Here is a 22,482-nt window from a genome sequence, read left to right on the forward strand (position 1 = left end):
CCGCCAAAGACCCAACTTGTGGACAAAGCGGCGACTGTGGACAAGCGGCGGCTGGAGATTGCCATAGGTCGCCTCAGGGCGTTCAAGCCCGCCACGACTTCGGGCGTTCCCACCAATCGCGCCGTACGGTATAGATGCCCTGAGCGGACCAGTCGGCACTGAAGGAGGACCATGACGTCATCCAGCGAACCTGCCGCTGCTCACGGGCGCCATCACGTCGTCATCATCGGAAGCGGGTTCGGCGGCCTGAACGCTGCCAGGGCGCTCAAGCGAGCCGACGTCGACGTCACTCTCATCTCGAAGACCACCACCCACCTGTTCCAGCCACTGCTATATCAAGTGGCCACCGGGATCCTGTCCGAAGGCGACATCGCCCCGACCACCCGCCTGATCCTGCGCCGGCAAAAAAACGTGCGGGTGCTGCTGGGCGAGGTAAGCGCGGTCGACCTCAAGGCCGGGACGGTCACCTCGAAGTTGATGGACATGGAGACGGTCACGCCGTACGACAGCCTGATCGTGGCCGCCGGTGCGCAGCAGTCCTACTTCGGCAACGACGAGTTCGCCACCTACGCGCCCGGCATGAAGACCATCGACGACGCGCTGGAGCTGCGCGGCCGCATCCTCGGCGCGTTCGAGGCGGCCGAGGTCACCACCGATCCCGCTGAGCGGGACCGCCGCCTGACGTTCGTAGTGGTCGGCGCCGGCCCGACCGGTGTCGAGGTGGCCGGCCAGATCGTCGAACTCGCCGAGCGCACCCTGGCCGGGGCATTTCGAACCATCAAGCCCAGCGATTGCCGGGTGATCCTGCTCGACGCCGCACCCGCGGTCCTGCCGCCGATGGGTCCGAAGTTGGGTCTCAAGGCACAACGACGGCTGGAGAAGATGGGCGTCGAGATACAACTCAACGCCATGGTGACGGCCGTCGACTACAAGGGCATCACGATCAAGGAGAAGGACGGCGGCGAGCGTCGCATCGAATGCGCGTGCAAGGTGTGGGCGGCCGGCGTCCAGGCCAGCTCGCTGGGCGAGATGATCGCCGAGCAGTCGGACGGAACCGAGACCGACCGGGCCGGACGGGTGATCGTGGAGCCCGACCTCACCGTCAAGGGGCACCCGCACGTCTTCGTCATCGGCGACCTGATGTCGGTGCAGGGCGTGCCGGGGATGGCTCAGGGCGCCATCCAGGGTGCGCACTACGCCACCGACGTGATCAAGCAGACCGTCAAGGGTCGCGACGATCCGACAAATCGCAAGCCGTTCAAGTACTTCAACAAGGGCAGCATGGCGACCATCTCCCGGTACAGCGCCGTGGCACAGGTCGGCAAGCTAGAGTTCGGCGGCTTCCTCGCCTGGTTGGCCTGGCTGGTCCTGCACCTGTTCTACCTGGTGGGCCACCGCAACCGCATAGCCGCCATCTTCTCGTGGATGATCTCGTTCCTGGGTCGCACTCGCGGCCAGATGGCCATCACCAGCCAGATGATCTACGCGCGAGTGGTGACGAATTGGATGGAGGCCCAAACCCAAGGGCCGCTGGCGGCAGCAGAGCGAGCCGAAGAGGCCGAGCAGAAAGCCGCGGGTTAGCGCCGGCACATGTTCAACGCGCAAAACGATCTGCAGCAGGCGTTGGGCGGGACTATTGCCGCGGATCCGGCCGCGTCGGAAGGCCGCCAGAAACCCCCAAATTTTATTGGGCATGCGCGTAGTGTGAGATCGGAAAAAAGCGGGTAACCGCGCGGCGTTACCCGGGATCGCACTTAGAGGGGGATGGACATGTCGTTCGTTATCGTCGGACCGGAAGCTCTGGCCACAGCCGCCAGCAACCTGGCCAACGTCGGTACGTCGCTCGGTTCGGCCAACGCTGCGGCGGCAGCGCCGACGACTGGGGTTCTGTCCGCGGGGGCCGACGAGGTTTCAGCGGCTATCGCAAATATGTTTTCCGGATACGGGCAGGCTTACCAGGCGCTCGCCGGCCAAGTGTCGAACTTCCATGACCAGTTTGTGAATCTGCTCAACGGCGGCGGGTCACAGTACGCCAGCGCCGAGTCCCAGAACGCCGCGCAGCAAGCGCTCAACGCGATCAACGCGCCCGCGCAGTCGATCTTCGACCGCCCCCTGATCGGCAACGGCGCCGACGGCTCTTCGCCAGGTGCCGACGGCCAGGACGGCGGCATCCTGTGGGGCAACGGCGGGAACGGCGCGGCGGGTACCGTGGCCGGCCAGTCGGGTGGCCGCGGCGGCGACGCCGGCATCTTCGGCGGCAACGGCGGCAACGGCGGAGGCGTGTTGCTCGGTACCGGCGGCAACGGTGGCAACGCTGGCTTGTTCTTCGGCAACGGCGGGTCCGGCGGGATCGGAGTCAGCGGTAACGGCGGGGCCGGCGGGGCCGCGGCGTTCATCGGCGGCAACGGCGGAACCGGCGGGAGTGACTTCGGTGGCGGCGTGGGCGGTGCGGCCGGCCGGGCCGGATTCTTGTTCGGCGACGGCGGCGGCGGCGGCTTCACCAGCGGGGGCAGCGGCGTCGGCCAAGCGGGCGCCCCCGGCGGCTTCCTTTCCGGCAACGGCGGGGCCGGCGGCGGCGACAGCGTCTTGGGTGCAACCGGCGGTAACGGCGGGTCCTCCACCTTCTTCGGCAACGGTGGGGACGGTGGGTCTGGTAGCGGCGCCGGTGGCGCCGGCGGCCACGCCGGACTGTTCGGCAACGGCGGCGACGGCGGCGTCAGCAGTGCGGGAACCGGTGGCAATGGCGGCTCGGCGACGCTGGGCGGGAACGGCGGAAACGGCGGGTTCGGCCTCTTCGGAGGTGGCCAGGGGGGCACCCGCGGGCTGCTGTACGGCCAGAACGGCTCGAACGGGCTGTAAGCCGACTACTCACCAACGCACCACGTGGCGGCGAACTCGTCGCCTAAGCAACGCCCAGCCGGAGCGGCGGTCTCCATGCCGCCTCTCCGGCAACAGCGGCGACGGCCTAATGGATGCTCGTCGACCGCCGTGTCGCAGGCGTGGGCGCGAGACCGCGTGAGCTCTCGAGTCATTTCGCCCGAAATTAGGCATACTAGAGACACCGACGCCTAACATCTCTTCCAACGACTGCGCGCGTTGATGCCGAGCTGCTTTTCGATCCCCAGGGGGCCTGGATATGTCGTTTGTGAACGCGGTGCCGGAGGCGCTGGCCGCAGCGGCCGGTGACGTCGCGAATATCGGCGCGACGCTCGGCAGCGCCAACGCCGCCGCGGCGGCCCCCACCAGCGGGGTCCTGGCCGCCGGTGCCGACGAGGTTTCGGCGGTCATCGCCCAGATGTTCTCCGGCCATGCGGAGGCCTATCAGGCCCTGGCCGCCCAGGCCGCGAGCTTCCACGACCAGTTCGTGAACCTGATCAACGGCGGCGCGTCCTCCTACGCCACCGCCGAATCCCAAAATGTCGCCCAGACCGGGCTCAACGCCATCAACTCCCCCGCCCAGTCGATCTTCGACCGCCCCCTGATCGGCAACGGCGCCGACGCCACCACCCCCGGCGGCAACGGCGGCGACGGCGGCATCCTGTGGGGCAACGGCGGCAACGGCGCGACCGGCGGACTCGGTCAGAACGGCGGCAATGGCGGCTCCGGCGGGATCCTCTTCGGTAGCGGCGGCAACGGGGCGACCGCCGGACCCGGCGCGGCCGGTGGCAATGGCGGGAGCGCCGGGCTGTTGCTCGGCGACGGCGGCACGGGCGGGGCCGGACTGGGCGGCAACGGCGGCGCCGCAGGCCAGGCCGGGTTCCTGTTCGGCAACGGCGGTGGCGGCGGGTCCGGCACGAACTCGGGCGGTGCCGGCCAGGCAGGTGCCAACGGTGGGTTGCTATTCGGCAGCGGCGGGGGCGGCGGAGCCAACGAGGGCACAGGTGCGGGAAGCACCGGCGGTCAAGGCGGGTCAGCCTTCCTCTTCGGCGACGGCGGCAAGGGTGGATTCGGCGACCCGACCGGCGGCGCCGGCGGCCACGCTGGGCTCTTCGGCAACGGAGGCGACGGCGGCGTCGGCTTTGAGAACGGCGGAAACGGCGGCTCGGCGACGTTGGGTGGCAACGGCGGAAACGGCGGAGCCGGCTTAGTCCAACCCGGCGCCGGCGGCAGCCGCGGGCTGCTTTACGGCCAGGACGGGCAGCCCGGCATCTAGTCCAGCCGGGCGTCTGCACCGCGAGTCAAACCCTCACAGCGGCGCAGGTGGCAGCCCCGGGCTGCCGTACGGGCGACCAGCCAGCCCGGGGATTGGCCGAAAGCGCAAAACCGGCGCGTCCCGTCGCATACCATTCCGATCATCGCTTCAAGTTGAGCTGCAGGGGGCCTGGACATGTCGTTTGTGAACGCGGTACCGGAGGCGCTGGCCGCAGCGGCCGGCGACGTCGCGAATATCGGCGCGACGCTCGGCAGCGCCAACGCCGCCGCGGCGGCCCCCACCAGCGGGGTGCTGGCCGCCGGGGCCGACGAGGTCTCGGCCGTCATCGCCCAGATGTTCTCCGGCTACGCAGGGACCTACCAGGCGCTGGCCGCCCAGGCCGCGAGCTTCCACGACCAGTTCGTGAACCTGATCAACGGCGGCGCGTCCTCTTACGCCACCGCCGAATCCCAAAACGTCGCCCAGACCGCGCTCAACGCCATCAACTCCCCCGCTCAGTCGATCTTCGACCGCCCCCTGGTCGGCAACGGCGCCGACGCCACCACCCCCGGCGGCAACGGCGCCGACGGCGGCATCCTGTGGGGCAACGGCGGCAACGGCGCGGCCGGGCTTCCCGGCCAGGCAGGTGGCAACGGTGGTTCCGGCGGGATCTTCGTCGGCAATGGCGGTACGGGCGGGGCGGCTGGCACCAATTCGTTTGGCGGCAACGGCGGCAACGCTGCGTTCTTCTTCGGCAATGGCGGCAACGCCGGGTTGGGTGCCGGCGGAAACGGCGGGGCTGGCGGGGCCGCCGGGGCCATCGGCGGCGACGGCGGAAGGGGCGGTAACGACTTCTCCGGGGGTATCGGCGGCACTGCGGGCCGGGCCGGAGACTTCTTCGGCAACGGTGGCAGTGCCGGGTTCAGCACGAGCGGCAATGACGTGTACCACGATGGCACCAACGGCGGGCTCTTCTACGGCAACGGCGGAGATGGCGGAGGGGACTCCGCACACGGTGGTAAGGGCGGGTCAGCGTTCCTCTTCGGCAACGGCGGGGCAGGCGGTGACAGCCCCATCAACGGCGGCGAGGGCGGCCACGGCGGACTTTTCGGCGACGGTGGCAGGGGCGGCGACGGCATCCTTGGCTTCGGAGGCAACGGCGGCTCGGCGACCCTGGGGGGCAACGGCGGCAACGGCGGGCTGGGTCTGTTGCAAGGGGGTCACGGGGGCGCCCGCGGCCTGCTATTCGGCAACGACGGCCAGCCCGGCGCCTAACCCAACGCCTGCTCGATATCGGCGATCAGATCGTCGGTGCCCTCCAGACCGACGGAGATGCGAACCACGCCGTCGCCCAGCCCGATCGCGGCTCGGCCCTCAGGCCCCATCGCACGATGTGTCGTCGTCGCCGGGTGTGTGACAAGGGATTTGGCGTCGCCGAGGTTGTTGGAGATGTCGATCAGCCGCAACTTGTCCAGCACCTCGAAGGCCCGGTTCTTGGCGGCACTGTCGGGAACGTCGAGTTCGAAGGTGACAACCGTTCCCCCACCCGACATTTGGCGCTTGGCCAGGTCATGCTGCGGGTGCGACGGCAGGAACGGGTAACGCACCCATCGCACCGCCGGATGACCTTCCAGATACTCGGCGATCCGATGCGCCGAGGAGTTACCGTGCTCGATCCGAACCGCAAGCGTCTCAAGACCTTTCAGCAATATCCAGGCGTTGAAGGCGCTCAGCGCCGGACCGGTGTGACGCATCAGCTTCTGCACCGGTCCGTCGATGTACTCCCGGTCACCGAGGATCGCCCCGCCCAGCACGCGGCCCTGGCCATCGATGTGCTTGGTGCCCGAGTACACCACCACATCCACCCCGAGCGGAAAACCCTGCTGCAACAATGGAGTCGCAAATACGTTGTCCAGCACCACCTTTGCGCCTGCGCCGTGTGCCAGCTCGGTCACCGCAGCGATGTCCACCAGCGACTGCATCGGGTTCGACGGCGTCTCGAAGAACACTGCCTGGGCAGACACCGAGAGCGCCTCCTCCCACTGCGACAGGTCGTCGCCGTCGACAAAGACGGTCTCGACGCCCCAACGCGGCAGGATCTCGTTGCACACCACGAAGCACGACCCGAACAGGCTGCGCGCCGCGACCAACCGGTCGCCGGCGGCCAGCAGGGCGCCCAGCGAGGTGAACACCGCCGCCATGCCGCTGGCGGTGGCGAACGCCGCCGGGGCCCCCTCGATCAGCCGCAGCCGCTCCTCGAACATCGTCACGGTCGGGTTGCCGTAACGCGAGTAGACGAAGTGGTCCAGATCGCCGGTGAAAGATTTCTCGGCCGTGGCCGCGGACGGGTACACGTAGCCGGACGTCAAGAACATCGCTTCGGCGGTCTCATCGAAGCCGGACCGCAGCAGCCCGCCCCGCACACCGATCGTGGCCTGACTGACGCCGTCGGGCAGTTCCTTCGGAGTGCGAACCGAAGGAGGGTCGGTCACCCCTGCCTCCAGGGCAATCCGACTGCCCGCCAACCGGTTTCACCGCGGTGCCCGTGGGCGTCAAGCTGTCCCTCGAAACCGTCCAGCACGTTGTACGACGGAGCGATGCCCGCGTCGGTCGCGACCTCGGCGGCGCCGATGGACCGGTTGCCCGAACGACACAGGAACACCACCGGCCGGTCCCCCGACGCGGATGGCACCCGGTCGGCAAGTTCGGTCAGGAAGTTCTCGTTGTGCCGGCCGTCGGACGTATTCCACTCGATGAAGACCACGTCGCGGCCGAGGCTGGACAAATCGGGCACCCCCACGAAACGCCATTCGGCGTCCGTGCGCACGTCGACCAATACCGCCTCGGGGTTGTCGCTCAGCATCTTCCACGCCTCGAGCGGCGTGATATCTCCCGCGTAGCTCACCCGCGTGAGTCTCGCATATTCAGCCGGCTCGCGACTTCCCGGGCGCGATCGCGGGCGGCGGCCACATCGGGTGCGGTGGCCAACGCCATCCCCAGACCGCGCGGCGCATCCGGCTCGGACCGGGCGGCCTGGCCGAACACCTGGACGTCGCTTTCGGGGACACCCAGCGCATGGGTCAGCACGTCCGGGGCCACGATGCTGTGGTTGGCGCGGATCAGGCGAGCGGCACCCGGCGAGAGCATCATCGTGTCCACCGCCAAACCGAGGATGACCCGTGCCTGCAGCTCGAACGCTGAAAGCCGCTGCGTGCGCAGCGTCACCCAGGAGGTGTCCGGCGGGTAGGCGGTGACGTCGGCGAAGTACACCTCGTCGCCGTTGACCATCAGTTCGACACCAAACACGCCGCGCCCACCCAGCGCCTTGATGATGCGCGCCGCGATCGACTTGGCGGCGTCCAGCGCCGCGTCGCTCATCGGCTGCGGTTGCCAGGATTCGAGCGTCTGGGTCTCGTCTCGGCGATGGCCGATGGCCGAACAGAATTCGATGAACGGACCGCGCGGACCCTCGCTGCGCACCGCGAGCAGCGTGACGTGAAACTCGACTTCGACGACCGTTTCGGCCAGCACGCGCTGGGGCGCTTCCGGCCGCCCGACCGCGCGACGCCAGGCGGACTCGATGTCGGCGGGGCCCTTCACCAGCGCGCGCCCCTCGCCTGCCACGGGCATTACCAGCAGCGGGTATCCAGCGTGGGCAGCCACCGCCTGCAGCTCGCCCACCGATCCGACGAACCAGAACGGGGCGGTTGGCAGGCCGAGCTGGTCAGCGGCCAGCCGTCGCAAGCCCTCCCGGTCGCCGGTGAGCCGCACACCGCGGGCGCCGGGCACGACCTCGGTGAGGTCACCTTCGGTTTGGGCGCCGAGAGTCTCGAGAACCTCCACGGCGACAGCATGGGTGGTCGTGACCACGAAATCCGGTTGCAGTCCCTCGATGACCGTCGACAGCTCTGCCCCGTCGGTCATCGTGACCACCAGCGACTGATCGGCTACCGCGTGCGCGGGGGCATAGGCGTACCCGTCGATGGCGATGACCTCCGCGCCGAGTCGGCGCAGCGAAATCGCCAGCTCCCGGCTGAGCTCACCGGAACCCAGCAGCACCACCCGGGGCCGGACTTCGCCCTCGCTTTCGGCCGGCGTGGCGTCGGGGACCGCGGTGCGCTCGTCTGTCACAGGTCAAGGATAGGGGCCGGCGGGCGGTACTCAGGGCTGACCAGGCAGTAGCCGCACCATCAGGCCGTTGGCTTGGGCCAATACCTGGCCGCCATCGACCAATACCTGGCCGCCATCGCCACCGTCGACCAATTCCGCGCCCACAAACGCCTTGCGGCCCTCGACGCGGGTGACCCGTCCACGTACCGCCAGCGGGACATCGATCGGGGTGACGTTGCGGTAATCGACGTGCAGGAAGGCCGTGCGGCTGATCGGCCGTCCGGCGGCGTGCACGATCATGCCGAACAGGTGATCAAACAGCAGGGGCAGCACACCGCCGTGCACTGCGTGGTTGCCGCCGACGTGGAACCTGCTGAAATGCCCGGTCATCTCGACACCGTCGGGGGCATACCGCGTCAGCGTCCAGGGCGGCAGCAGCAGGCTGCCCATCCCGGGCAGGTCCGGCGTCCGCCCGGCCGGGGCCTTGCCTTCCTCGGCGGCCTGAAAGGGGCCGAGCAGCTCGACCAGCGCCGCGGCGTGCTCGGCCGCTTTGTCCCATACCCCGCCGTCCGGGTCGGCGGACACCGCCAAATCCTGCACCCGGCGCATGGTCTCGACGAATCGTCGGAAACCCGCGCCAGGCTCGGCCGGTCCATACGCCGGAAAGCCGCCGTGGTGTTCGTATTCGGGGTCGAGTTCCTTCGGATCGGATTCCTGGTTTGGGTCAGCCTCTGTCACGAGGCCGCCAATACGTCGCGGCGCACGATCGTTTGGTCCCGTCCCGGGCCCACGCCGATACACGAAACATGCGCTTCGGCAAGCTCTTCCAACCGCAGCACATAGTCGCGCGCCTTGGCGGGCAAGTCGTCGAACTCCCGCGCCGCCGAGATGTCCTCCCACCAACCGGGCAGCTCCTCGTAGACCGGTTTGGCCCGGTGTAGCTCGCTTTGGCTCATGGGCATCTCTGGGGTGCGTTTGCCGTCGATCTCGTAGGCCACGCAGACCGGCACGGTTTCGAGGCTGGAGAGCACGTCGAGCTTGGTCAGGAAGTAGTCGGTGATGCCGTTGACCCGGCTCGCGTAGCGGGCGATGACGGCGTCGAACCAGCCGCAGCGCCGGCGCCGCCCGGTGGTGACGCCGAACTCCCCACCGGTCTTGGACAGGTACTCGCCGTTCTCGTCGAACAGCTCGGTGGGGAACGGGCCCGAGCCCACGCGGGTGGTGTAGGCCTTGAGGATGCCCAGCACGGTCCCGATCCTGGTCGGGCCGATGCCGGAGCCGACGGCCGCGCCGCCCGCCGTCGGATTTGACGACGTGACATACGGATAGGTGCCGTGGTCGACGTCGAGCAGGGTTCCCTGCGAGCCCTCCAGCAGGACGGTTTCGCCGGCCTCCAGCGCGTTGTTGAGCAGCAGCCGGGTGTCGGCGATGCGATGCCGGAATCCCTCGGCCTGTTCGAGTAGGACCTGTACGACGTGCTCGGGTTCCAGCGCCTTGCGGTTGTAGATCTTGACCAGGATCTGGTTCTTGAGCTCGAGCGCGGCCTCGATCTTGTGGGTCAGCAGTTCGGGGTCGAGCACGTCGGCGACCCGGATCCCCATCCGCGCGATCTTGTCCTGATAGCACGGCCCGATACCACGGCCGGTGGTGCCGATCTTCTTGCTGCCCATGTACCGCTCGGTGACCTTGTCGATGGCCACGTGGTAGGGCATCAGCAGGTGGGCGTCGGCGGAGATCAGCAGCTTGGAGGTGTCGACGCCGCGGTCTTCCAGCCCCTTGAGTTCGCTGAGCAGCACCCCGGGATCGACCACCACGCCGTTGCCGATGACGTTGGTGACGCCGGGTGTGAGCACCCCCGACGGGATGAGGTGCAGCGCGAAGTTCTCGCCGGTGGGCAGGACGACGGTGTGCCCGGCGTTGTTGCCGCCCTGATAGCGCACCACCCATTGCGCGCGACCACCGAGCAGGTCAGTGGCCTTACCTTTGCCCTCGTCACCCCACTGGGCGCCGATGAGGACGATTGCCGGCATGACATGCTCCCTGCTCAGTCGTGGTGATCGCAGCCGGGTGCAGCGGGTCACCACCAAATTGTGGTCCAGCCGGTGAGCTACCCTATCTCAGCAGCTCGCGAGGAGGGTCTTGATTTCCAGTGTGGCGGTGCTGCCGTTCGCGGATCGGCGGGTCCCCGGCCCGCTGCAGGGCCTGCCCACCCACGCGGCCATAGACGACGCGATCGGCCCCTACCGACGGCTGCTGGTGGTCGGCGCCGACGCCGACCTGGCCGCGGTGCTCAACCGGTTGTTGCGCGCCGACCGGCTCGACGTCGAGGTCGGTTACGTGCCGCGCCGGCGCAGCGCGGCAACCCGGATCTACCGCCTGCCGGCGGGTCGGCGGGCGGCGCGGCGCGCGCGGCACGGTTCGGCCCGACGGGTGCCGCTGATCCGCGACGAGACGGGGTCGGTGATCGTGGGACGTGCCGATTGGTTGCCGCCGGACGAGCGGCCGGTCCTGCACGGCGAGGCCGTCGTGGACGACACCGTGCTGTTCGACGGCGACGTCGCCGGGGTGCGCATCGAACCCACGCGTGCCGCGCCGGGCCTGCGGGCGACGTTGCACGGCAATGGGTTTCGACGTCGTTGGGTCACCGGGCGCGCGGTCCAACTGGGCAGTACCGGTGTCCTCGTGGTGCGCGACGGCGTCCCGGCCTCGCGTTCGGCCCGCCGTTCGACGTTCTACCGCCACCTCGAGGGCTGGCTGCTGGTCCGGTAGTTTTCGACCGTGAGACCTAGCCCGATCTTCTTGGCCCTGGTTGGTGTGACGGCCACCGGCGGCGTGCTGGCCTGGCTGGCCGGCGACGAGGTGCGACCGCTGTCCTATGCCGGGGTGTTCACCTTCGTCATCGCCGGGTGGTTGGTGTCGCTGTGCCTACACGAATTCGGCCACGCGTTCACCGCGTGGCGATTCGGCGACCACGACGCGGCCGTGGGCGGCTACCTGACCCTGGACCCGAGGCGCTACAGCAATCCCGGCCTCTCGCTGCTGCTGCCGATGGTCTTCATCGCGCTGGGCGGGATCGGCCTGCCCGGCGCCGCGGTGTACCTGCGCACCTGGTTCATGACGCCGACCCGGCGCACGCTGGTCAGCCTGGCGGGCCCGGCGGCAAATCTGATACTGGCGGCGCTGCTGCTGACGCTCACCAGACTGTTCTTCGATCCCCGGGACCCACAGCACTGGGTGCTCTGGGCGGGAGTGGCCTTCCTCGGGTTCCTGCAGATCATGGCGGTGGTGCTGAACCTGCTGCCGATCCCCGGCCTGGACGGTTACGACGCGCTGGAGCCGCATCTGAGTGCCGAGACGCAGCGCGCGGTCGCACCGGCCAAGCAGTACGGGGTGTTCATTCTGTTCTTCCTGCTGCTGGCCCCGGTGGTGAATCAATACCTCTTCGGGTTCGTGCAGTGGCTGTTCGAGTTCTCCGGCGTGCCCCGGGTGCTGTCCAACGCCGGCTACTCGCTGACCCTGTTCTGGCGCCGCTGGTTCTGACCCTTGCAATACATGCAATAACACGCATATATTGACTGCCTATGGGCGCCGGACACAGTCACACACCCGCCGCGGCTGACGAGTCTCGGGTGATCCCCCGCATGATCATGGCCGCGGCGATCCTCGCGGCGTTCTTCGTGGTGGAACTGACCACATCGCTGCTGATCAACTCGATCGCGCTGCTGGCCGACGCGGGGCACATGCTGACCGACGTGGTCGCGGTGTTCATGGGACTGGCCGCGGTCGCGCTGGCCAAGCGCGGCAGCACCTCCCCCGAGCGCACCTACGGCTGGCATCGCGCCGAGGTGTTCACCGCCGTCGCCAATGCCGTCCTGCTCGTCGGGGTCGCGGCGTTCATCCTCTACGAGGCGATCGCACGGCTCGGTAACGCGCCGTCCATCCCCGGCGTGCCGATGGTGGTCGTGGCCCTGGCCGGGCTGGCGGCCAATTTGGTGGTGGCGCTGCTGCTGCGTTCACAATCCGGGGGCAGCCTGGCGGTCAGGGGCGCCTACATGGAGGTCGTCGCCGACACTGTCGGCAGCCTCGGCGTGCTGATCGCCGGCATCGTCACCCTCACGACGCACTGGCCCTACGCCGACGTGGTGGTCGCCGTCCTGGTGGCGTTGTGGGTGCTGCCGCGGGCGATTTCGCTGGCCCGCGCGGCGTTGCGGATCCTGTCCGAAACGTCGCCGGCCCACATCGACGTCGAGGAGCTGCGCTCGGCGTTGGGAGCGGTCGACGGCGTGACCGCGGTGCACGACCTGCATGTGTGGACGCTGTCGCCCGGCAAGGACATGTGCACCGCGCACCTGACCAGCACCGCGGATTCCGCCAAAGTGCTCAGCGCGGCGCGGGCGGTGTTGCGCGAACGCGGCCTCGACCACGCCACCGTCCAGATCGAGTGCCCCGACGAAAGCTGTTCGGAGAATTTCTAGAGCCCCAGCGCGGCGCGGGCCGCGGGGTCGCAGTCGTCGAGCAGATCCAGGCAGCGCCCGTACTCGGGGGTTTCACCGATGGTGTCGGCCGCCTGCGCCAGCGCGGCCACGCAGCGCAGGAACCCTCGGTTGGGTTCGTGCGCATACGGCACGGGGCCGAAGCCCTTCCAGCCATTGCGGCGCAACTGGTCCAGGCCGCGGTGGTAGCCAGTGCGGGCGTAGGCGTAGGCGGTGATGGCCCTGTCGTCGGCCAGCGCCTCTTCGGCCAGCGCCGCCCACGCCACCGACGCGGCCGGATGCGCCGCGGCGACGATGCCCGGATTCTCACCCGCCAGTAGCTCCGCCTCGGCCTCGCTGTCACCAGGCAGCAAGATTGGCTCAGGTCCCAGGAGATCGCCCATCCGTGTCATGGTCCCCATTCTGCCGTCGCACGGCCCCGGCGGTGGTCGCTAAGCTCCACTCATGCCCAACCCACCCGAGCCCGACCCGCGAGGCGGACCCGAGGACGCCGGCGAACACCCCACCGAGGTCTATCCCCCGGCGCCCAGCGACGCCGACACCACCGTGATCAGCACAGGCGGGCCGGTCATCGATCCCGCGGCGCCGGACAGCCAACGCGAACGCCGGTTCACCGCGCCTGGCTTCGACGCGAAGGAAACCCAGGTCATCGACACCGCGGCGGAGCCGGCGACGGAGATAATCCAAACCAGCGCAGGAGCCCCCACCACGCCGTCCGGCGCACCAACCAAAGCCGCTGTGCCGCAATCTATCCCGCCCCGCGATGGGGGCACGTCGCCGACGCAGTCCCGGCATTTCAACTGGGGCTGGGTGCTGGCGATCGTCCTGGTGGTGCTGGCGTTGGCGGCCATCGCGATCCTGGGCACCCTGCTGCTCACCCACAGCAAGCATGCGAAGGTCTCGCAGGAAGATCAGGTGCGGCACACCATCCAGAGCTTCGACGCCGCCGTGCAGACCGGCGACCTGTCCACGCTGCGCAGCATCACCTGCGGCACCACCCGCGACGGCTACGCCGACTACGACGAGCACGCGTGGCAGGAGACCTACCACCGGGTCGCGGCCGCCAAGCAATTTCCGGTGATCGCCAGCATCGACCAGGTGGTGGTCAACGGCCAACACGCCGAGGCCAATGTCACAACGTTCATGGCCTACGACCCGCAGGTCCGCTCGACCCGCAGCCTTGACCTGCAATTCCGCGACGACCAGTGGAAGATCTGCCAGTCCCCCAGCGGGTAGCCCTTAGTGCGCGCAGAGACGCGCGCAGAGACGCAAGGGTTAGACCCCCAGCGACTTGCCCGCGCAGTGCAGGTCGTTGCAGGCCTCCACGACCCGCTCGGTCATCGACGCCTCGGCCTTCTTGAGATAGCTGCGCGGGTCGTAGACCTTCTTATTGCCCACCTCGCCGTCGACTTTGAGCACGCCGTCGTAGTTGGTGAACATGTGGGCCGCCAGCGGGCGGGTGAACGCGTACTGGGTGTCGGTGTCGACGTTCATCTTCACCACGCCGTAGCGCAGGGCCTCCTCGATCTCCGACTTCAGCGAGCCCGAACCGCCGTGGAAGACGAAGTCGAACGGCTTGGCATCACCGGCCACGCCGAGTTTGGCCGCCGCCACCTGCTGCCCTTCGGCCAGCACGTCGGGCCGCAGCTTGACGTTGCCGGGTTTGTAGACGCCGTGCACGTTGCCGAACGTCGCGGCCAGGAGGTACTTGCCGTGCTCACCGGCGCCGAGGGCCTCGATGGTCTTCTCGAAGTCCTCGGCCGTGGTGTACAGCTTTTCGTTGATCTCGGCTTCCACGCCGTCCTCTTCGCCGCCAACCACGCCTATCTCGACTTCCAGGATGATCTTGGCGGCCGCCGCTTCCTTGAGCAGTTCCTGGGCGATGGCAAGGTTCTCCGCGATCGGCACCGCGGAACCGTCCCACATGTGCGAGCCGAACAGCGGATCCTTGCCCGCCGCCACCCGTTTGGCCGAGATCGCCAGCAACGGCCGCACGTAGCTGTCCAGCTTGTCCTTGGGGCAGTGGTCGGTGTGCAGCGCGACGTTGATCGGGTACCTGGCCGCGATGCTGCGGGTGAACTTGGCCAGCGCCACCGCACCGGCCACCATGTCCTTGACGCCGAGCCCCGAAGCGAATTCGGCACCGCCAGTGGAGAATTGGATGATGCCGTCGCTGCCGGCGTCGGCGAAGCCCTTGATCGCGGCGTTGACGGTCTCCGAGGACGTGCAGTTGATGGCCGGGAACGCGTACGAGTTGTCCTTCGCGCGTCCCAACATCTCGGCGTAGACCTCGGGTGTTGCGATGGGCATGAGAACTCCTCCTGGCGGCCGGGACCGGATAAGTATCGCAACCCCACGACTTCGTGTCGCGGCCAACCACGACCGGTATGTTGAAGCGTCATGAGCACCGCCGTGATGGCCTCGGGGACCATCCTCGACCCGATGTTCTGGATCGGCCCCAAGGGCCTGTTCGCCTCCGCGGTGCTGCCGACGATCCTGGTCATCGTCTACGTCGAGACGGGGTTGCTGTTCCCCCTGCTGCCCGGCGAGTCGCTGCTGTTCACCGGCGGATTGCTGGCCGCCCAGGGGACGCTGAACATCTGGGTATTGGCCCCGGCCGTCGCGGTGGTCGCCATCCTCGGGGACCAGACCGGGTACTTCATCGGCCGCCGGATCGGACCGGCACTGTTCAAGAAGGAAGACTCCCGGTTCTTCAAGCAGCACTACGTGACCGAGTCGCACGCCTTCTTCGAGAAGTACGGGTCGAGGGCCATCATCCTGGCCCGGTTCATGCCGTTCGTACGGACGTTCACGCCGGTGGTCGCCGGGGTGTCCTACATGCGGTACCCGGTGTACCTGGCATTCGACATCGTCGGCGGCGTGCTCTGGGGTGGCGGCGTGACCGTGGCCGGCTACTTCCTGGGCAACGTGCCGTTCGTGCACCAGAACCTGGAAAAGATCATCCTGGGCATCCTGTTCGTGTCGATGTTGCCGGCCTTCATCGCGGCGTGGCGCAGCTACCGGTCGCGCAGGCGGGCCCCCGCCGAGAAGGAACCCGACGCGCCCGCGCTACCCGAGTGAGTGGGCGGCCTCCATCAACATCCAGCCCGACAGCTGCACGGACAGGTCCCGCTCGGCGACCGCGGAACTGTTCACCGCGCCCTCGACGAACTTCGCCTGCTGGCCGCCCGCAGTGGGCAGCTCCGCGTCGCGGTCCCAGAACGGGCCGAACACCGGCAGTCCGTCGGTCGTCTGGCGGTACTCCCACGCCGATTTGGCCGACGTCAGCACGATTTTGCGGGCGGTCTCGCGCGCGGTGACGTCGTCGGCCGAGTCCCCGGGCAACGTGGTGGCGACCAGCGCGAGGTAGCGGGCGGTGACACCGGAGAACAGGCCCCCGTCGCCGCCCCCGGCGCCGCGCAGCACGCCTGAGGGCGCCATGTGCTCGTCGACCGCGGCGACCAGCCGGTGCACCCGCGGACCGTGCCGGTCGTCGTGGGTGCGTGCGGCCAGTTCGGTTTCCAGCCCGAGCACTACACCCTGGCAGTAGGTGTACTGCGCGCGCACCAGTGAACCGCCCTTGATGCCATCGAACACCAGGTGGGTGTCGGGGTCGATCAGGGTTTCGTCGATCCAGTCGGCCATCTGCTGGGCCCGCCGCATCCGGTCGCCGTAACGGGCCAGGAAGAGCCCGGCCGGGCCGTTGGCGGGCGCGTTGAAGAACTGGTCCTGCTTGCGCCACGGGATACCGCCGCCGTCCTCGGGTACCCACGCCGTCACGAACTGGTCGGCGAGCTTGCGTAGCGCCTTGCGGCGCTCGACGCCGGCGATGCGGGCGGCGCGTTCCAGCGCCAGCGCCAGCCACGCCATGTCGTCGTAGTAGCTGTTGATCCAGGAGAGGTTGTTCCGCAGGCGGTGCGAGCGGACCTGGCGGTTGATCCCGGCGCGGCGCTGTGGCTGCGGGTCCCGCAGTTGCGCATCGACGAGGCAATCCAGCAGATGCGCCTGCCACCAGTAGTGCCAGGTGCCGAACAGTCGGGCGTTGCGGTCCGACGGCCAGGCCACCGCGCCCAACTGCGTTCCCGGTAGTGCCCAGAGCCGTTTCAGATGCCGTTGCGCCACTGCCGTTTCAGCGCTGGCGGCCCGGTTCGCCCATACCTGCTCCATAGCACTAGATCCTGCCCTACCAGGCGCGCGTCATGTCCCCGTGCTGCCGGATCCAGGCGTGCATCGCGATCCCGGCGGCGACGCCGGCGTTGATGCTGCGCGTCGAACCGAACTGGGCGATCGACACGGTGAGCGCTGCCCCCGAACGGGTGTCGTCGGTGATGCCGGGGCCTTCCTGACCGAACACCAGCAGGCAATCCCGCGGCAGCGCGGTCTGTTCCAGCCGTGCGGCCCCTGGGACGTTGTCCACCGCGACGACGGTCAACCCGGCCCGGCCGGCGAAGTCGAACAATTCGGCCGTGCTGTCGTGATGACACAGCCGCTGGTAGCGGTCGGTCACCATGGCACCGCGGCGGTTCCAGCGCCGGCGCCCGACGATGTGCACCGTATCCACGGCGAACGCGTTGGCGGTGCGCACCACCGAACCGATGTTGGCGTCGTGGCCGAAGTTCTCGATCGCCACGTGCAGGGCGTGCCGGCGCCCGTCGATGTCGGCGATGATCGCCTCCCGGGTCCAGTACCTGTAGGCATCGACGACGTTGCGAGTATCGCCGTCGCGCAACAGGATTGGGTCATAGCGCGGGTCGTCGGGCGACTCGCCCGTCCACGGCCCGACACCGCCGGCCGGCGCACCCCATTCGGTCGGCCCCGGTTCTGTCACTTTGTGGTCCACACCGCGGCGTGGGTTCCGACTACCGCCACCGTCGCGTACAGCAACGCCTCGTTGATCTCACCCTGGGTGCACAGCGACGCACTGACCTGCACCGCGTCCAACGACGCGTCGGGCAGGATCAGCACCGACGAACCATACGTTGCGCACGCCGGGTTCAGGCCGCGGCCGGGCAGCGTCGGTGACGTGAGCAGCATCATCGGTCCGCCACGCTTGGCCGAGTCGTCGCGATAGCGCGCTGTGACCGCGCTGGCCTGCAATCCCATCAGCATGTAGCCGTTGCCGCTGAAGGCCGTCGGGTCTCCGAGCTGCGCCTGGGTCACCGGGGTCCCGTCGGCGCGCCACGCCGACAGGCTGGTGGACTTGACCACCAGGCCCGTGTCGTTGACGTTGGTCGGCATCAGACCCACCGGAAACGCCGCCGGATAGGCCGCCGAGGTATTCGAGATGCGGTCCCGCGCCGAATAGCTGTACACCCCGCGGACCTGGCTGCGGTCCGTCAGCGGGCCCAGGCAGACGGTGCCGGTGAGCCGGTCGGGCGGCGCCGAGAGCGGCTTGGCATCGTGCACTCCGGCTTGAACGGCGTCATCACAGCTGCCCAGCCCGGCGGATTCCATCGGGTGATTCAGGGCACCGTAAAGCCCGAAGCGGATGTCCTCGGCTTTGGCGTGCGCCGCCTTGGGATCGGTCGGGGCGGCGTCGACGTCGACCAGCACGTAGTCGCCGTCCCAGCGCAGATTCGACACCGCCATGTTCCAGCCCAACAGCGCCAGCGATTCGCCGACCCGCGCGCCCAGGGCGCCGTAAGGCCGGACGGGCTGGTTGGCCTTCGAGCAGCACACCAGGCAGACGGCCACGCAAAGCAGGCCAATCAGGGTGCGCACGGCTGGCAGACTAACCCAGCCCCAGTTCGGCGAGCCCCAGCACACTGCGGTAGGGCAGGCCCTCGGCTTCGATGGCCTCGGCGGCGCCGGTGGCGCGGTCCACCACTGTGGCGACACCCAGCACGTCGCCGCCCGCGTCTTGGACGGCCCGCACCGCCGTCAGCGCCGAGGCACCCGTGGTGCTGGTGTCCTCCACCACCAGCACCCGCTGCCCCGATACCTCGGATCCCTCGATAAGGCGTTGCAGCCCATGGGTTTTCGCGGATTTGCGGACTACAAAGGCGTCGATCGGGCGGCCGGGCGCGTGCATGATCGCCGTCGCGACCGGATCGGCGCCCAAGGTCAAACCGCCGACCACGGCATAGTCCCAGTCCTGAGTGAGTTCGCGCATCAGCCGACCGATGAGTGCGGACGCGCGGTGGTGCAGGGTGGCGCGGCGCAGGTCGACGTAGTAGTCGGCCTCCTTGCCCGACGACAGCGTGACGCGGCCGTGCACCACCGACAACCGGCGCACCAGGTCGGCCAGTTCCTGCTGCTCAGGCGCGGCCACGACCACCGCCGCGCAGGCGTTGAACGGCCACCCGAGCCACCCGGCGCGGTGCCCACCGCCCGGTGGCCGCCCGGACCAGCTTGCGCGGCATCGTCTGCCCGGCCGCGACCAGGTACTTGTACCGCAGGCTCGGGACGCTGATCACCTTGCCGCGGGCGATGTCGGCGATGCTCTCGTCGACCACCTCGTCGACCTCGAGCCACAGGTAGGACGGCACCTGGGCCACGTCCACGCCGGCGCGGCTGTGAAATTCGGTGCGGACGTAGCCCGGGCAGACCGCGTGCACCCCCACGCCGGTGCCGGCTAGCGACCCGGCCAGGCCCTCGGAGAACGACACGGTCCACGCTTTGGACGCCGAGTACGTCGCTCCCCTTCCCGGCAGCAGACCGGTGATGCTGGCGACGTTGACGACGGTGCCGGCCCCCGCGTCGAGCATGGCCGGTAACGCGGCCCTGGTCAGTTGCATCGTCGCGGTCACGTTGACGTCGAGCTGCGCCTGCAGCATGGCCGGGTCGGACGTCCAGAATTCACCGGACACCCCGAAGCCGGCGTTGTTCACCAGCACCCGCACCCCGTTAGACAGCCGCTGCGCGACCTTGTCACGGTCGGCGGCGTCGGCGAGGTCTGCGGGCAGAATCTCAACCTGGCCTTCGTGCTCCGTCAGCTCGTCGGCCAATTGCTGCAACCGTGCGACGTCACGGGCCACCAGCACCAGGTCGTAGCCGGCGCGCGCATAGCGGCGCGCGTAGCCGGCACCGATCCCGGAGGTGGGCCCTGTGATCAGGGCGACGGGTCGCGGCATGCGGTATCAGCGCTGGTAGTTGGACGCTTGTTGGCCGTTGCGACCGACGGGCGGAGGGCGCCGGATGACATCTGGTTTGCCACCGTCCCTGGCGTCCCTGGCTTCCCGGCGCACCGGCTCGCGGCGGCCCGCGTCGGACAGCAAGCCGGCCTCGGCCTGCGCGTGCCGCTGCGGCAACTCGGCGCGGCCCGCCGGCGCCAACGGTCGGCTCGGAGCCGCGTTGCGCGGCGCCGCTTCCTCCTGGGGTATCTCCTGCGGCAACGGCGGCAGCACCCGCAGCAGGTCGTTGAACTGTCGCACGGTGCGCAGCCCCTCGTCCCACTGCGTGCGGGTGCTGGCGATCGGCATGGCGACCAAGGTCCAGTTCTGCTCGTTCCACATGATCTCGGCGCAGGCGGGCGCGGTGTGCGCGAAGGTGACCATGCGCCGGTCGCAGGCCCGCCGCGCGGCGTCGAGGTTGGTGGAGTACACCATCCGCGGCCCGATCGCACCCAGCAGCCAGATGTCGCTCTCCCGCGGCTCTTTGAGCCCCTTGAGCCGCAGGTCGACCACCACGTTCGTGCCCACTTTGCGGTGCAACGCGATCACCGTGGCGACTTCCTCGAGATCGAAGATGTACACCGCCTCGCCACGGATCTGCCCCAGCACGACGTTGTGCGCCGGGACATCGCCCACCGTCGACATCACGCCGCGTGTCCAACGCTTCAGGATGTCGTTGGAATCGCGCTCGTAGTCGAATCCATGCGACCGCGCCCAGGACCTACGGCGCCTGCTGCGCCCGCGGCGCCGGTCGATGTCGATGTACAGCAACACCCCCGCACCGACGAAGCACAGCGCGGAGAGCGTGAACCAAAGCGGGACCATCCCGAATAGAGTATCTGCTGTCGGCCCGGAACAGGGAATGCGACCAGGTCACAAGCGAATTAAGGTTTGCTGGCCGTCCCCGTAGTGTTCCGGCCATGGCCTACGAGGACTATCAGCTGATGCGCGTCGCGGTGGCGGACGGCGTCTGTCGGGCGACGATTGACAATCCGCCGATCAATCTGCTTGATGCGCGATTGTTGACCGAGGTCGGTCGCCTTGCTCGGGAGATCGCGGCCGACGACGGGGTGCGCGTGCTGATCGTCGATTCGGCCGACCCGCAATTCTTCATCGCCCACGCCGACGTCGCGCTGCTCGACCGCCTGCGCGGCCCTGTCACCGAGGCCACCGCGCCGCCGGACGAGCTGTCCCCGTTCAACGCCACCATGGAGCTGTTCCGCACCCTGCCGAAGGCCACCATCGCGGTCATCGAGGGCGTCTGCCGCGGCGGCGGCAGCGAGTTCGCGATGGCCTTCGACATGCGCTATGCCGCCCTTGGCAAGGCGCGGTTCGGCCAGCCGGAGGTGGCGGTGGGGATCATTCCCGGCGGCGGGGCCACCCAACGGCTGCCCCGGCTGGTCGGCCGCGAACGGGCCCTCGAAGTCATCCTGGGCGGCATGGACTTCGGCGCCGCGACAGCCGAATCCTGGGGATATGTCAACCGCGCGCTACCCGCCACGGAGCTGCGGCGCTTCGTCGACAGGCTGGCCGCCCGCATCGCGTCGTACCCTCCGCCGGCCATCGCGAACGCCAAACGCGCGGTCGAGGCAGCGGCCAACCCGGATCTGGCGGCCGGGCTGCGCGTCGAGGACGACCTGCTTCGCGAGACCCTCGCGCACCCGGCCGCCCGCGCACGGCTGCAGGCGGTTATCGACGCGGGCGCCCAGACCCGAGACTTCGAGCTGGGCGCCGCGCCGAAACGCGACCAGAGTTAGCCCAGGACCAGCGCGTCGCCGTCCGCACTGACGTTGACCGGGACGACGTCGCCGTCGTGCACGTCACCGGCCAGCAGCATCTTGGCCAACTGGTCACCGATCGCCTGCTGCACCAACCGCCGCAGTGGACGCGCGCCGTACACTGGGTCGAAGCCGCGCTGCGCCAACCAGCGCTTGGCCGGCAGCGACACCTCGAGTTGCAGCCTGCGCTGCGCCAGCCGCTTGGCCAACTGCTGCAGCTGAATGTCGACGATCTGCACCAGCTCTTCGGGATTCAGCCCGTCGAAGACCAGCACGTCGTCGAGCCTGTTGATGAACTCCGGCTTGAACGCCGCGCGCACCGCCGCCATCACCTGCTCCTCGCTGCCGCCCGACCCGAGGTTGGACGTCAGGATCAGGATCGTGTTGCGGAAGTCGACGGTGCGGCCCTGGCCGTCGGTCAGCCGGCCCTCGTCGAGCACCTGCAGCAGCACGTCGAACACGTCCGGGTGGGCCTTTTCGACCTCGTCGAACAGCACCACGGCGTAGGGCCGCCGGCGCACCGCCTCGGTCAGCTGACCACCCTGGTCGTAGCCGATGTAGCCGGGCGGCGCGCCGACCAGCCGGGCCACCGAGTGCTTCTCGCCGTACTCGCTCATGTCGATGCGGACCATGGCGCGCTCGTCGTCGAACAGGAAGTCGGCGAGCGCCTTGGCCAGCTCCGTCTTGCCGACGCCGGTGGGGCCGAGGAACAGAAACGATCCGGTGGGCCGGTTGGGGTCGGCGACGCCGGCCCTGCTGCGACGCACCGCGTCGGACACGGCCTGCACGGCCTTGCGCTGCCCGACGACGCGCTTGCCCAGCTCGTCTTCCATGCGCAGCAGCTTGGCGGTCTCGCC

24 protein-coding genes are annotated in these 22,482 nt (G+C 68.9%); 10 read left to right on the top strand and 14 right to left on the bottom strand.

Annotation, left to right across the window (positions count from 1 at the left end; translation table 11 throughout):
* Positions 1-171: 171 nt before the first annotated feature.
* The 4 genes from JO236_RS19270 (at position 172) to JO236_RS19285 (ending at position 5,407) form a co-directional block, all read left to right on the top strand.
* Positions 172-1,581, top strand: a complete 1,410-nt coding sequence (locus JO236_RS19270) for an NAD(P)/FAD-dependent oxidoreductase (protein ID WP_293334081.1) — start codon at positions 172-174, stop codon at positions 1,579-1,581.
* Positions 1,582-1,770: 189 nt separating this feature from the next.
* On the top strand, positions 1,771-2,859 hold the full coding sequence (locus tag JO236_RS19275; RefSeq protein ID WP_293334084.1) for a PE family protein: 1,089 nt from the start codon (positions 1,771-1,773) through the stop codon (positions 2,857-2,859).
* 277 nt (positions 2,860-3,136) lie between these two features.
* Positions 3,137-4,153 carry a PE family protein gene (locus JO236_RS22450; protein WP_416362291.1) on the top strand — a complete coding sequence of 339 codons (1,017 nt, stop codon included), beginning with the start codon at positions 3,137-3,139 and terminating at the stop codon, positions 4,151-4,153.
* A gap of 174 nt (positions 4,154-4,327) precedes the next feature.
* Positions 4,328-5,407 (top strand): PE family protein, encoded by a 1,080-nt coding sequence (locus JO236_RS19285; RefSeq protein WP_293334087.1) that lies wholly within the window; start codon positions 4,328-4,330, stop codon positions 5,405-5,407.
* On the opposite strand, the gene JO236_RS19290 is transcribed toward JO236_RS19285, so the two are convergent.
* Genes JO236_RS19290 through JO236_RS19310 form a run of 5 tightly spaced genes read right to left on the bottom strand, consistent with a single transcriptional unit; the run spans position 5,404 to position 10,272 of the window.
* Positions 5,404-6,624: an O-succinylhomoserine sulfhydrylase gene (locus tag JO236_RS19290; RefSeq protein ID WP_293334090.1), complete on the bottom strand. Its 1,221-nt coding sequence runs from the start codon at positions 6,622-6,624 to the stop codon at positions 5,404-5,406. The genes JO236_RS19285 and JO236_RS19290 overlap by 4 nt on opposite strands.
* Positions 6,621-7,037 carry a rhodanese-like domain-containing protein gene (locus tag JO236_RS19295; protein WP_293334093.1) on the bottom strand — a complete coding sequence of 139 codons (417 nt, stop codon included), beginning with the start codon at positions 7,035-7,037 and terminating at the stop codon, positions 6,621-6,623. Before JO236_RS19295 ends, JO236_RS19290 begins: the two co-directional genes overlap by 4 nt.
* Positions 7,034-8,263, bottom strand: coding sequence for a formate-dependent phosphoribosylglycinamide formyltransferase (gene purT, locus JO236_RS19300; protein ID WP_293334095.1), 1,230 nt, complete (start codon positions 8,261-8,263; stop codon positions 7,034-7,036). Before purT ends, JO236_RS19295 begins: the two co-directional genes overlap by 4 nt.
* A 30-nt stretch (positions 8,264-8,293) precedes the next feature.
* Entirely contained in the window at positions 8,294-8,980 is a 687-nt protein-coding gene (locus JO236_RS19305; protein WP_293334096.1) for a PaaI family thioesterase, read from the bottom strand.
* Positions 8,977-10,272, bottom strand: coding sequence for an adenylosuccinate synthase (locus JO236_RS19310; protein ID WP_293334098.1), 1,296 nt, complete (start codon positions 10,270-10,272; stop codon positions 8,977-8,979). The genes JO236_RS19305 and JO236_RS19310 overlap by 4 nt, the downstream gene beginning before the upstream one ends.
* A 109-nt stretch (positions 10,273-10,381) precedes the next feature.
* Between JO236_RS19310 and JO236_RS19315 the strand changes: the two genes are divergently transcribed.
* The 3 genes from JO236_RS19315 to JO236_RS19325 are packed head-to-tail and all read left to right on the top strand — an operon-like array spanning position 10,382 to position 12,717.
* Positions 10,382-11,011 (top strand): peptidase M50, encoded by a 630-nt coding sequence (locus JO236_RS19315; RefSeq protein WP_293334142.1) that lies wholly within the window; start codon positions 10,382-10,384, stop codon positions 11,009-11,011.
* A 9-nt stretch (positions 11,012-11,020) separates the two neighbouring features.
* Entirely contained in the window at positions 11,021-11,782 is a 762-nt protein-coding gene (locus tag JO236_RS19320; protein ID WP_293334145.1) for a site-2 protease family protein, read from the top strand.
* Positions 11,783-11,823: 41 nt separating this feature from the next.
* On the top strand, positions 11,824-12,717 hold the full coding sequence (locus tag JO236_RS19325; protein ID WP_293334148.1) for a cation diffusion facilitator family transporter: 894 nt from the start codon (positions 11,824-11,826) through the stop codon (positions 12,715-12,717).
* On the opposite strand, the gene JO236_RS19330 is transcribed toward JO236_RS19325, so the two are convergent.
* On the bottom strand, positions 12,714-13,127 hold the full coding sequence (locus tag JO236_RS19330) for a DUF3151 domain-containing protein (RefSeq protein ID WP_293334151.1): 414 nt from the start codon (positions 13,125-13,127) through the stop codon (positions 12,714-12,716). The two genes, JO236_RS19325 and JO236_RS19330, sit on opposite strands and share 4 nt — an antisense overlap.
* Positions 13,128-13,179: 52 nt before the next feature.
* Here JO236_RS19330 and JO236_RS19335 point away from each other — a divergent pair, with 52 nt between their 5' ends.
* Positions 13,180-13,971 (top strand): hypothetical protein, encoded by a 792-nt coding sequence (locus tag JO236_RS19335; RefSeq protein ID WP_293334154.1) that lies wholly within the window; start codon positions 13,180-13,182, stop codon positions 13,969-13,971.
* A 39-nt stretch (positions 13,972-14,010) separates the two neighbouring features.
* Here the strand turns inward: JO236_RS19335 and fbaA are convergent, their stop codons facing one another.
* On the bottom strand, positions 14,011-15,045 hold the full coding sequence (fbaA, locus tag JO236_RS19340; RefSeq protein ID WP_293334157.1) for a class II fructose-bisphosphate aldolase: 1,035 nt from the start codon (positions 15,043-15,045) through the stop codon (positions 14,011-14,013).
* A 90-nt stretch (positions 15,046-15,135) separates the two neighbouring features.
* On the opposite strand from fbaA, the gene JO236_RS19345 reads away from it, so the two are divergent.
* The gene (locus JO236_RS19345) at positions 15,136-15,816 is read left to right on the top strand and encodes a VTT domain-containing protein (RefSeq protein WP_293334160.1); all 681 of its coding nucleotides are present in this window, start codon (positions 15,136-15,138) and stop codon (positions 15,814-15,816) included.
* Here JO236_RS19345 and JO236_RS19350 read toward each other — a convergent pair.
* The 6 genes from JO236_RS19350 to ttfA are packed head-to-tail and all read right to left on the bottom strand — an operon-like array spanning position 15,805 to position 20,672.
* Complete coding sequence (locus JO236_RS19350) at positions 15,805-16,902, bottom strand: glycoside hydrolase family 76 protein (protein ID WP_293334163.1); 1,098 nt, start codon at positions 16,900-16,902, stop codon at positions 15,805-15,807. The two genes, JO236_RS19345 and JO236_RS19350, sit on opposite strands and share 12 nt — an antisense overlap.
* Before the next feature lie 16 nt (positions 16,903-16,918).
* Positions 16,919-17,563, bottom strand: coding sequence for a TrmH family RNA methyltransferase (locus JO236_RS19355; RefSeq protein ID WP_293334166.1), 645 nt, complete (start codon positions 17,561-17,563; stop codon positions 16,919-16,921).
* Complete coding sequence (locus tag JO236_RS19360; RefSeq protein WP_416362292.1) at positions 17,560-18,444, bottom strand: hypothetical protein; 885 nt, start codon at positions 18,442-18,444, stop codon at positions 17,560-17,562. Before JO236_RS19360 ends, JO236_RS19355 begins: the two co-directional genes overlap by 4 nt.
* Positions 18,445-18,466: 22 nt before the next feature.
* Positions 18,467-19,006, bottom strand: a complete 540-nt coding sequence (pyrE, locus tag JO236_RS19365; protein WP_293334172.1) for an orotate phosphoribosyltransferase — start codon at positions 19,004-19,006, stop codon at positions 18,467-18,469.
* Complete coding sequence (locus tag JO236_RS19370; RefSeq protein WP_293334175.1) at positions 18,993-19,808, bottom strand: SDR family NAD(P)-dependent oxidoreductase; 816 nt, start codon at positions 19,806-19,808, stop codon at positions 18,993-18,995. The genes pyrE and JO236_RS19370 overlap by 14 nt, the downstream gene beginning before the upstream one ends.
* 6 nt (positions 19,809-19,814) lie before the next feature.
* Complete coding sequence (ttfA, locus tag JO236_RS19375; protein ID WP_293334178.1) at positions 19,815-20,672, bottom strand: trehalose monomycolate transport factor TtfA; 858 nt, start codon at positions 20,670-20,672, stop codon at positions 19,815-19,817.
* 95 nt (positions 20,673-20,767) lie between these two features.
* Between ttfA and JO236_RS19380 the strand changes: the two genes are divergently transcribed.
* On the top strand, positions 20,768-21,604 hold the full coding sequence (locus JO236_RS19380) for an enoyl-CoA hydratase/isomerase family protein (RefSeq protein WP_293334181.1): 837 nt from the start codon (positions 20,768-20,770) through the stop codon (positions 21,602-21,604).
* Here the strand turns inward: JO236_RS19380 and JO236_RS19385 are convergent.
* Positions 21,601-22,482, bottom strand: an 882-nt coding sequence (locus JO236_RS19385; RefSeq protein WP_293334184.1) for an AAA family ATPase, incomplete at its 5' end; no start/stop codon positions are given. The two genes, JO236_RS19380 and JO236_RS19385, sit on opposite strands and share 4 nt — an antisense overlap.

Origin of the sequence: Mycobacterium sp. (assembly GCF_019247635.1) — a bacterium.
Taxonomy (GTDB): Bacteria; Actinomycetota; Actinomycetes; order Mycobacteriales; family Mycobacteriaceae; genus Mycobacterium.

Coding starts and splice junctions, on each gene's coding strand:
- JO236_RS19270 (WP_293334081.1), top strand. CDS start 172: ATGACGTCATCCAGCGAACCTGCCGCTGCTCACGGGCGCCATCACGTC.
- JO236_RS19275 (WP_293334084.1), top strand. CDS start 1,771: ATGTCGTTCGTTATCGTCGGACCGGAAGCTCTGGCCACAGCCGCCAGC.
- JO236_RS22450 (WP_416362291.1), top strand. CDS start 3,137: ATGTCGTTTGTGAACGCGGTGCCGGAGGCGCTGGCCGCAGCGGCCGGT.
- JO236_RS19285 (WP_293334087.1), top strand. CDS start 4,328: ATGTCGTTTGTGAACGCGGTACCGGAGGCGCTGGCCGCAGCGGCCGGC.
- JO236_RS19310 (WP_293334098.1), bottom strand. CDS start 10,272: ATGCCGGCAATCGTCCTCATCGGCGCCCAGTGGGGTGACGAGGGCAAA.
- JO236_RS19325 (WP_293334148.1), top strand. CDS start 11,824: ATGGGCGCCGGACACAGTCACACACCCGCCGCGGCTGACGAGTCTCGG.
- JO236_RS19330 (WP_293334151.1), bottom strand. CDS start 13,127: ATGACACGGATGGGCGATCTCCTGGGACCTGAGCCAATCTTGCTGCCT.
- JO236_RS19335 (WP_293334154.1), top strand. CDS start 13,180: ATGCCCAACCCACCCGAGCCCGACCCGCGAGGCGGACCCGAGGACGCC.
- fbaA (WP_293334157.1), bottom strand. CDS start 15,045: ATGCCCATCGCAACACCCGAGGTCTACGCCGAGATGTTGGGACGCGCG.
- JO236_RS19345 (WP_293334160.1), top strand. CDS start 15,136: ATGAGCACCGCCGTGATGGCCTCGGGGACCATCCTCGACCCGATGTTC.
- JO236_RS19350 (WP_293334163.1), bottom strand. CDS start 16,902: ATGGAGCAGGTATGGGCGAACCGGGCCGCCAGCGCTGAAACGGCAGTG.
- JO236_RS19370 (WP_293334175.1), bottom strand. CDS start 19,808: ATGCCGCGACCCGTCGCCCTGATCACAGGGCCCACCTCCGGGATCGGT.
- ttfA (WP_293334178.1), bottom strand. CDS start 20,672: ATGGTCCCGCTTTGGTTCACGCTCTCCGCGCTGTGCTTCGTCGGTGCG.
- JO236_RS19380 (WP_293334181.1), top strand. CDS start 20,768: ATGGCCTACGAGGACTATCAGCTGATGCGCGTCGCGGTGGCGGACGGC.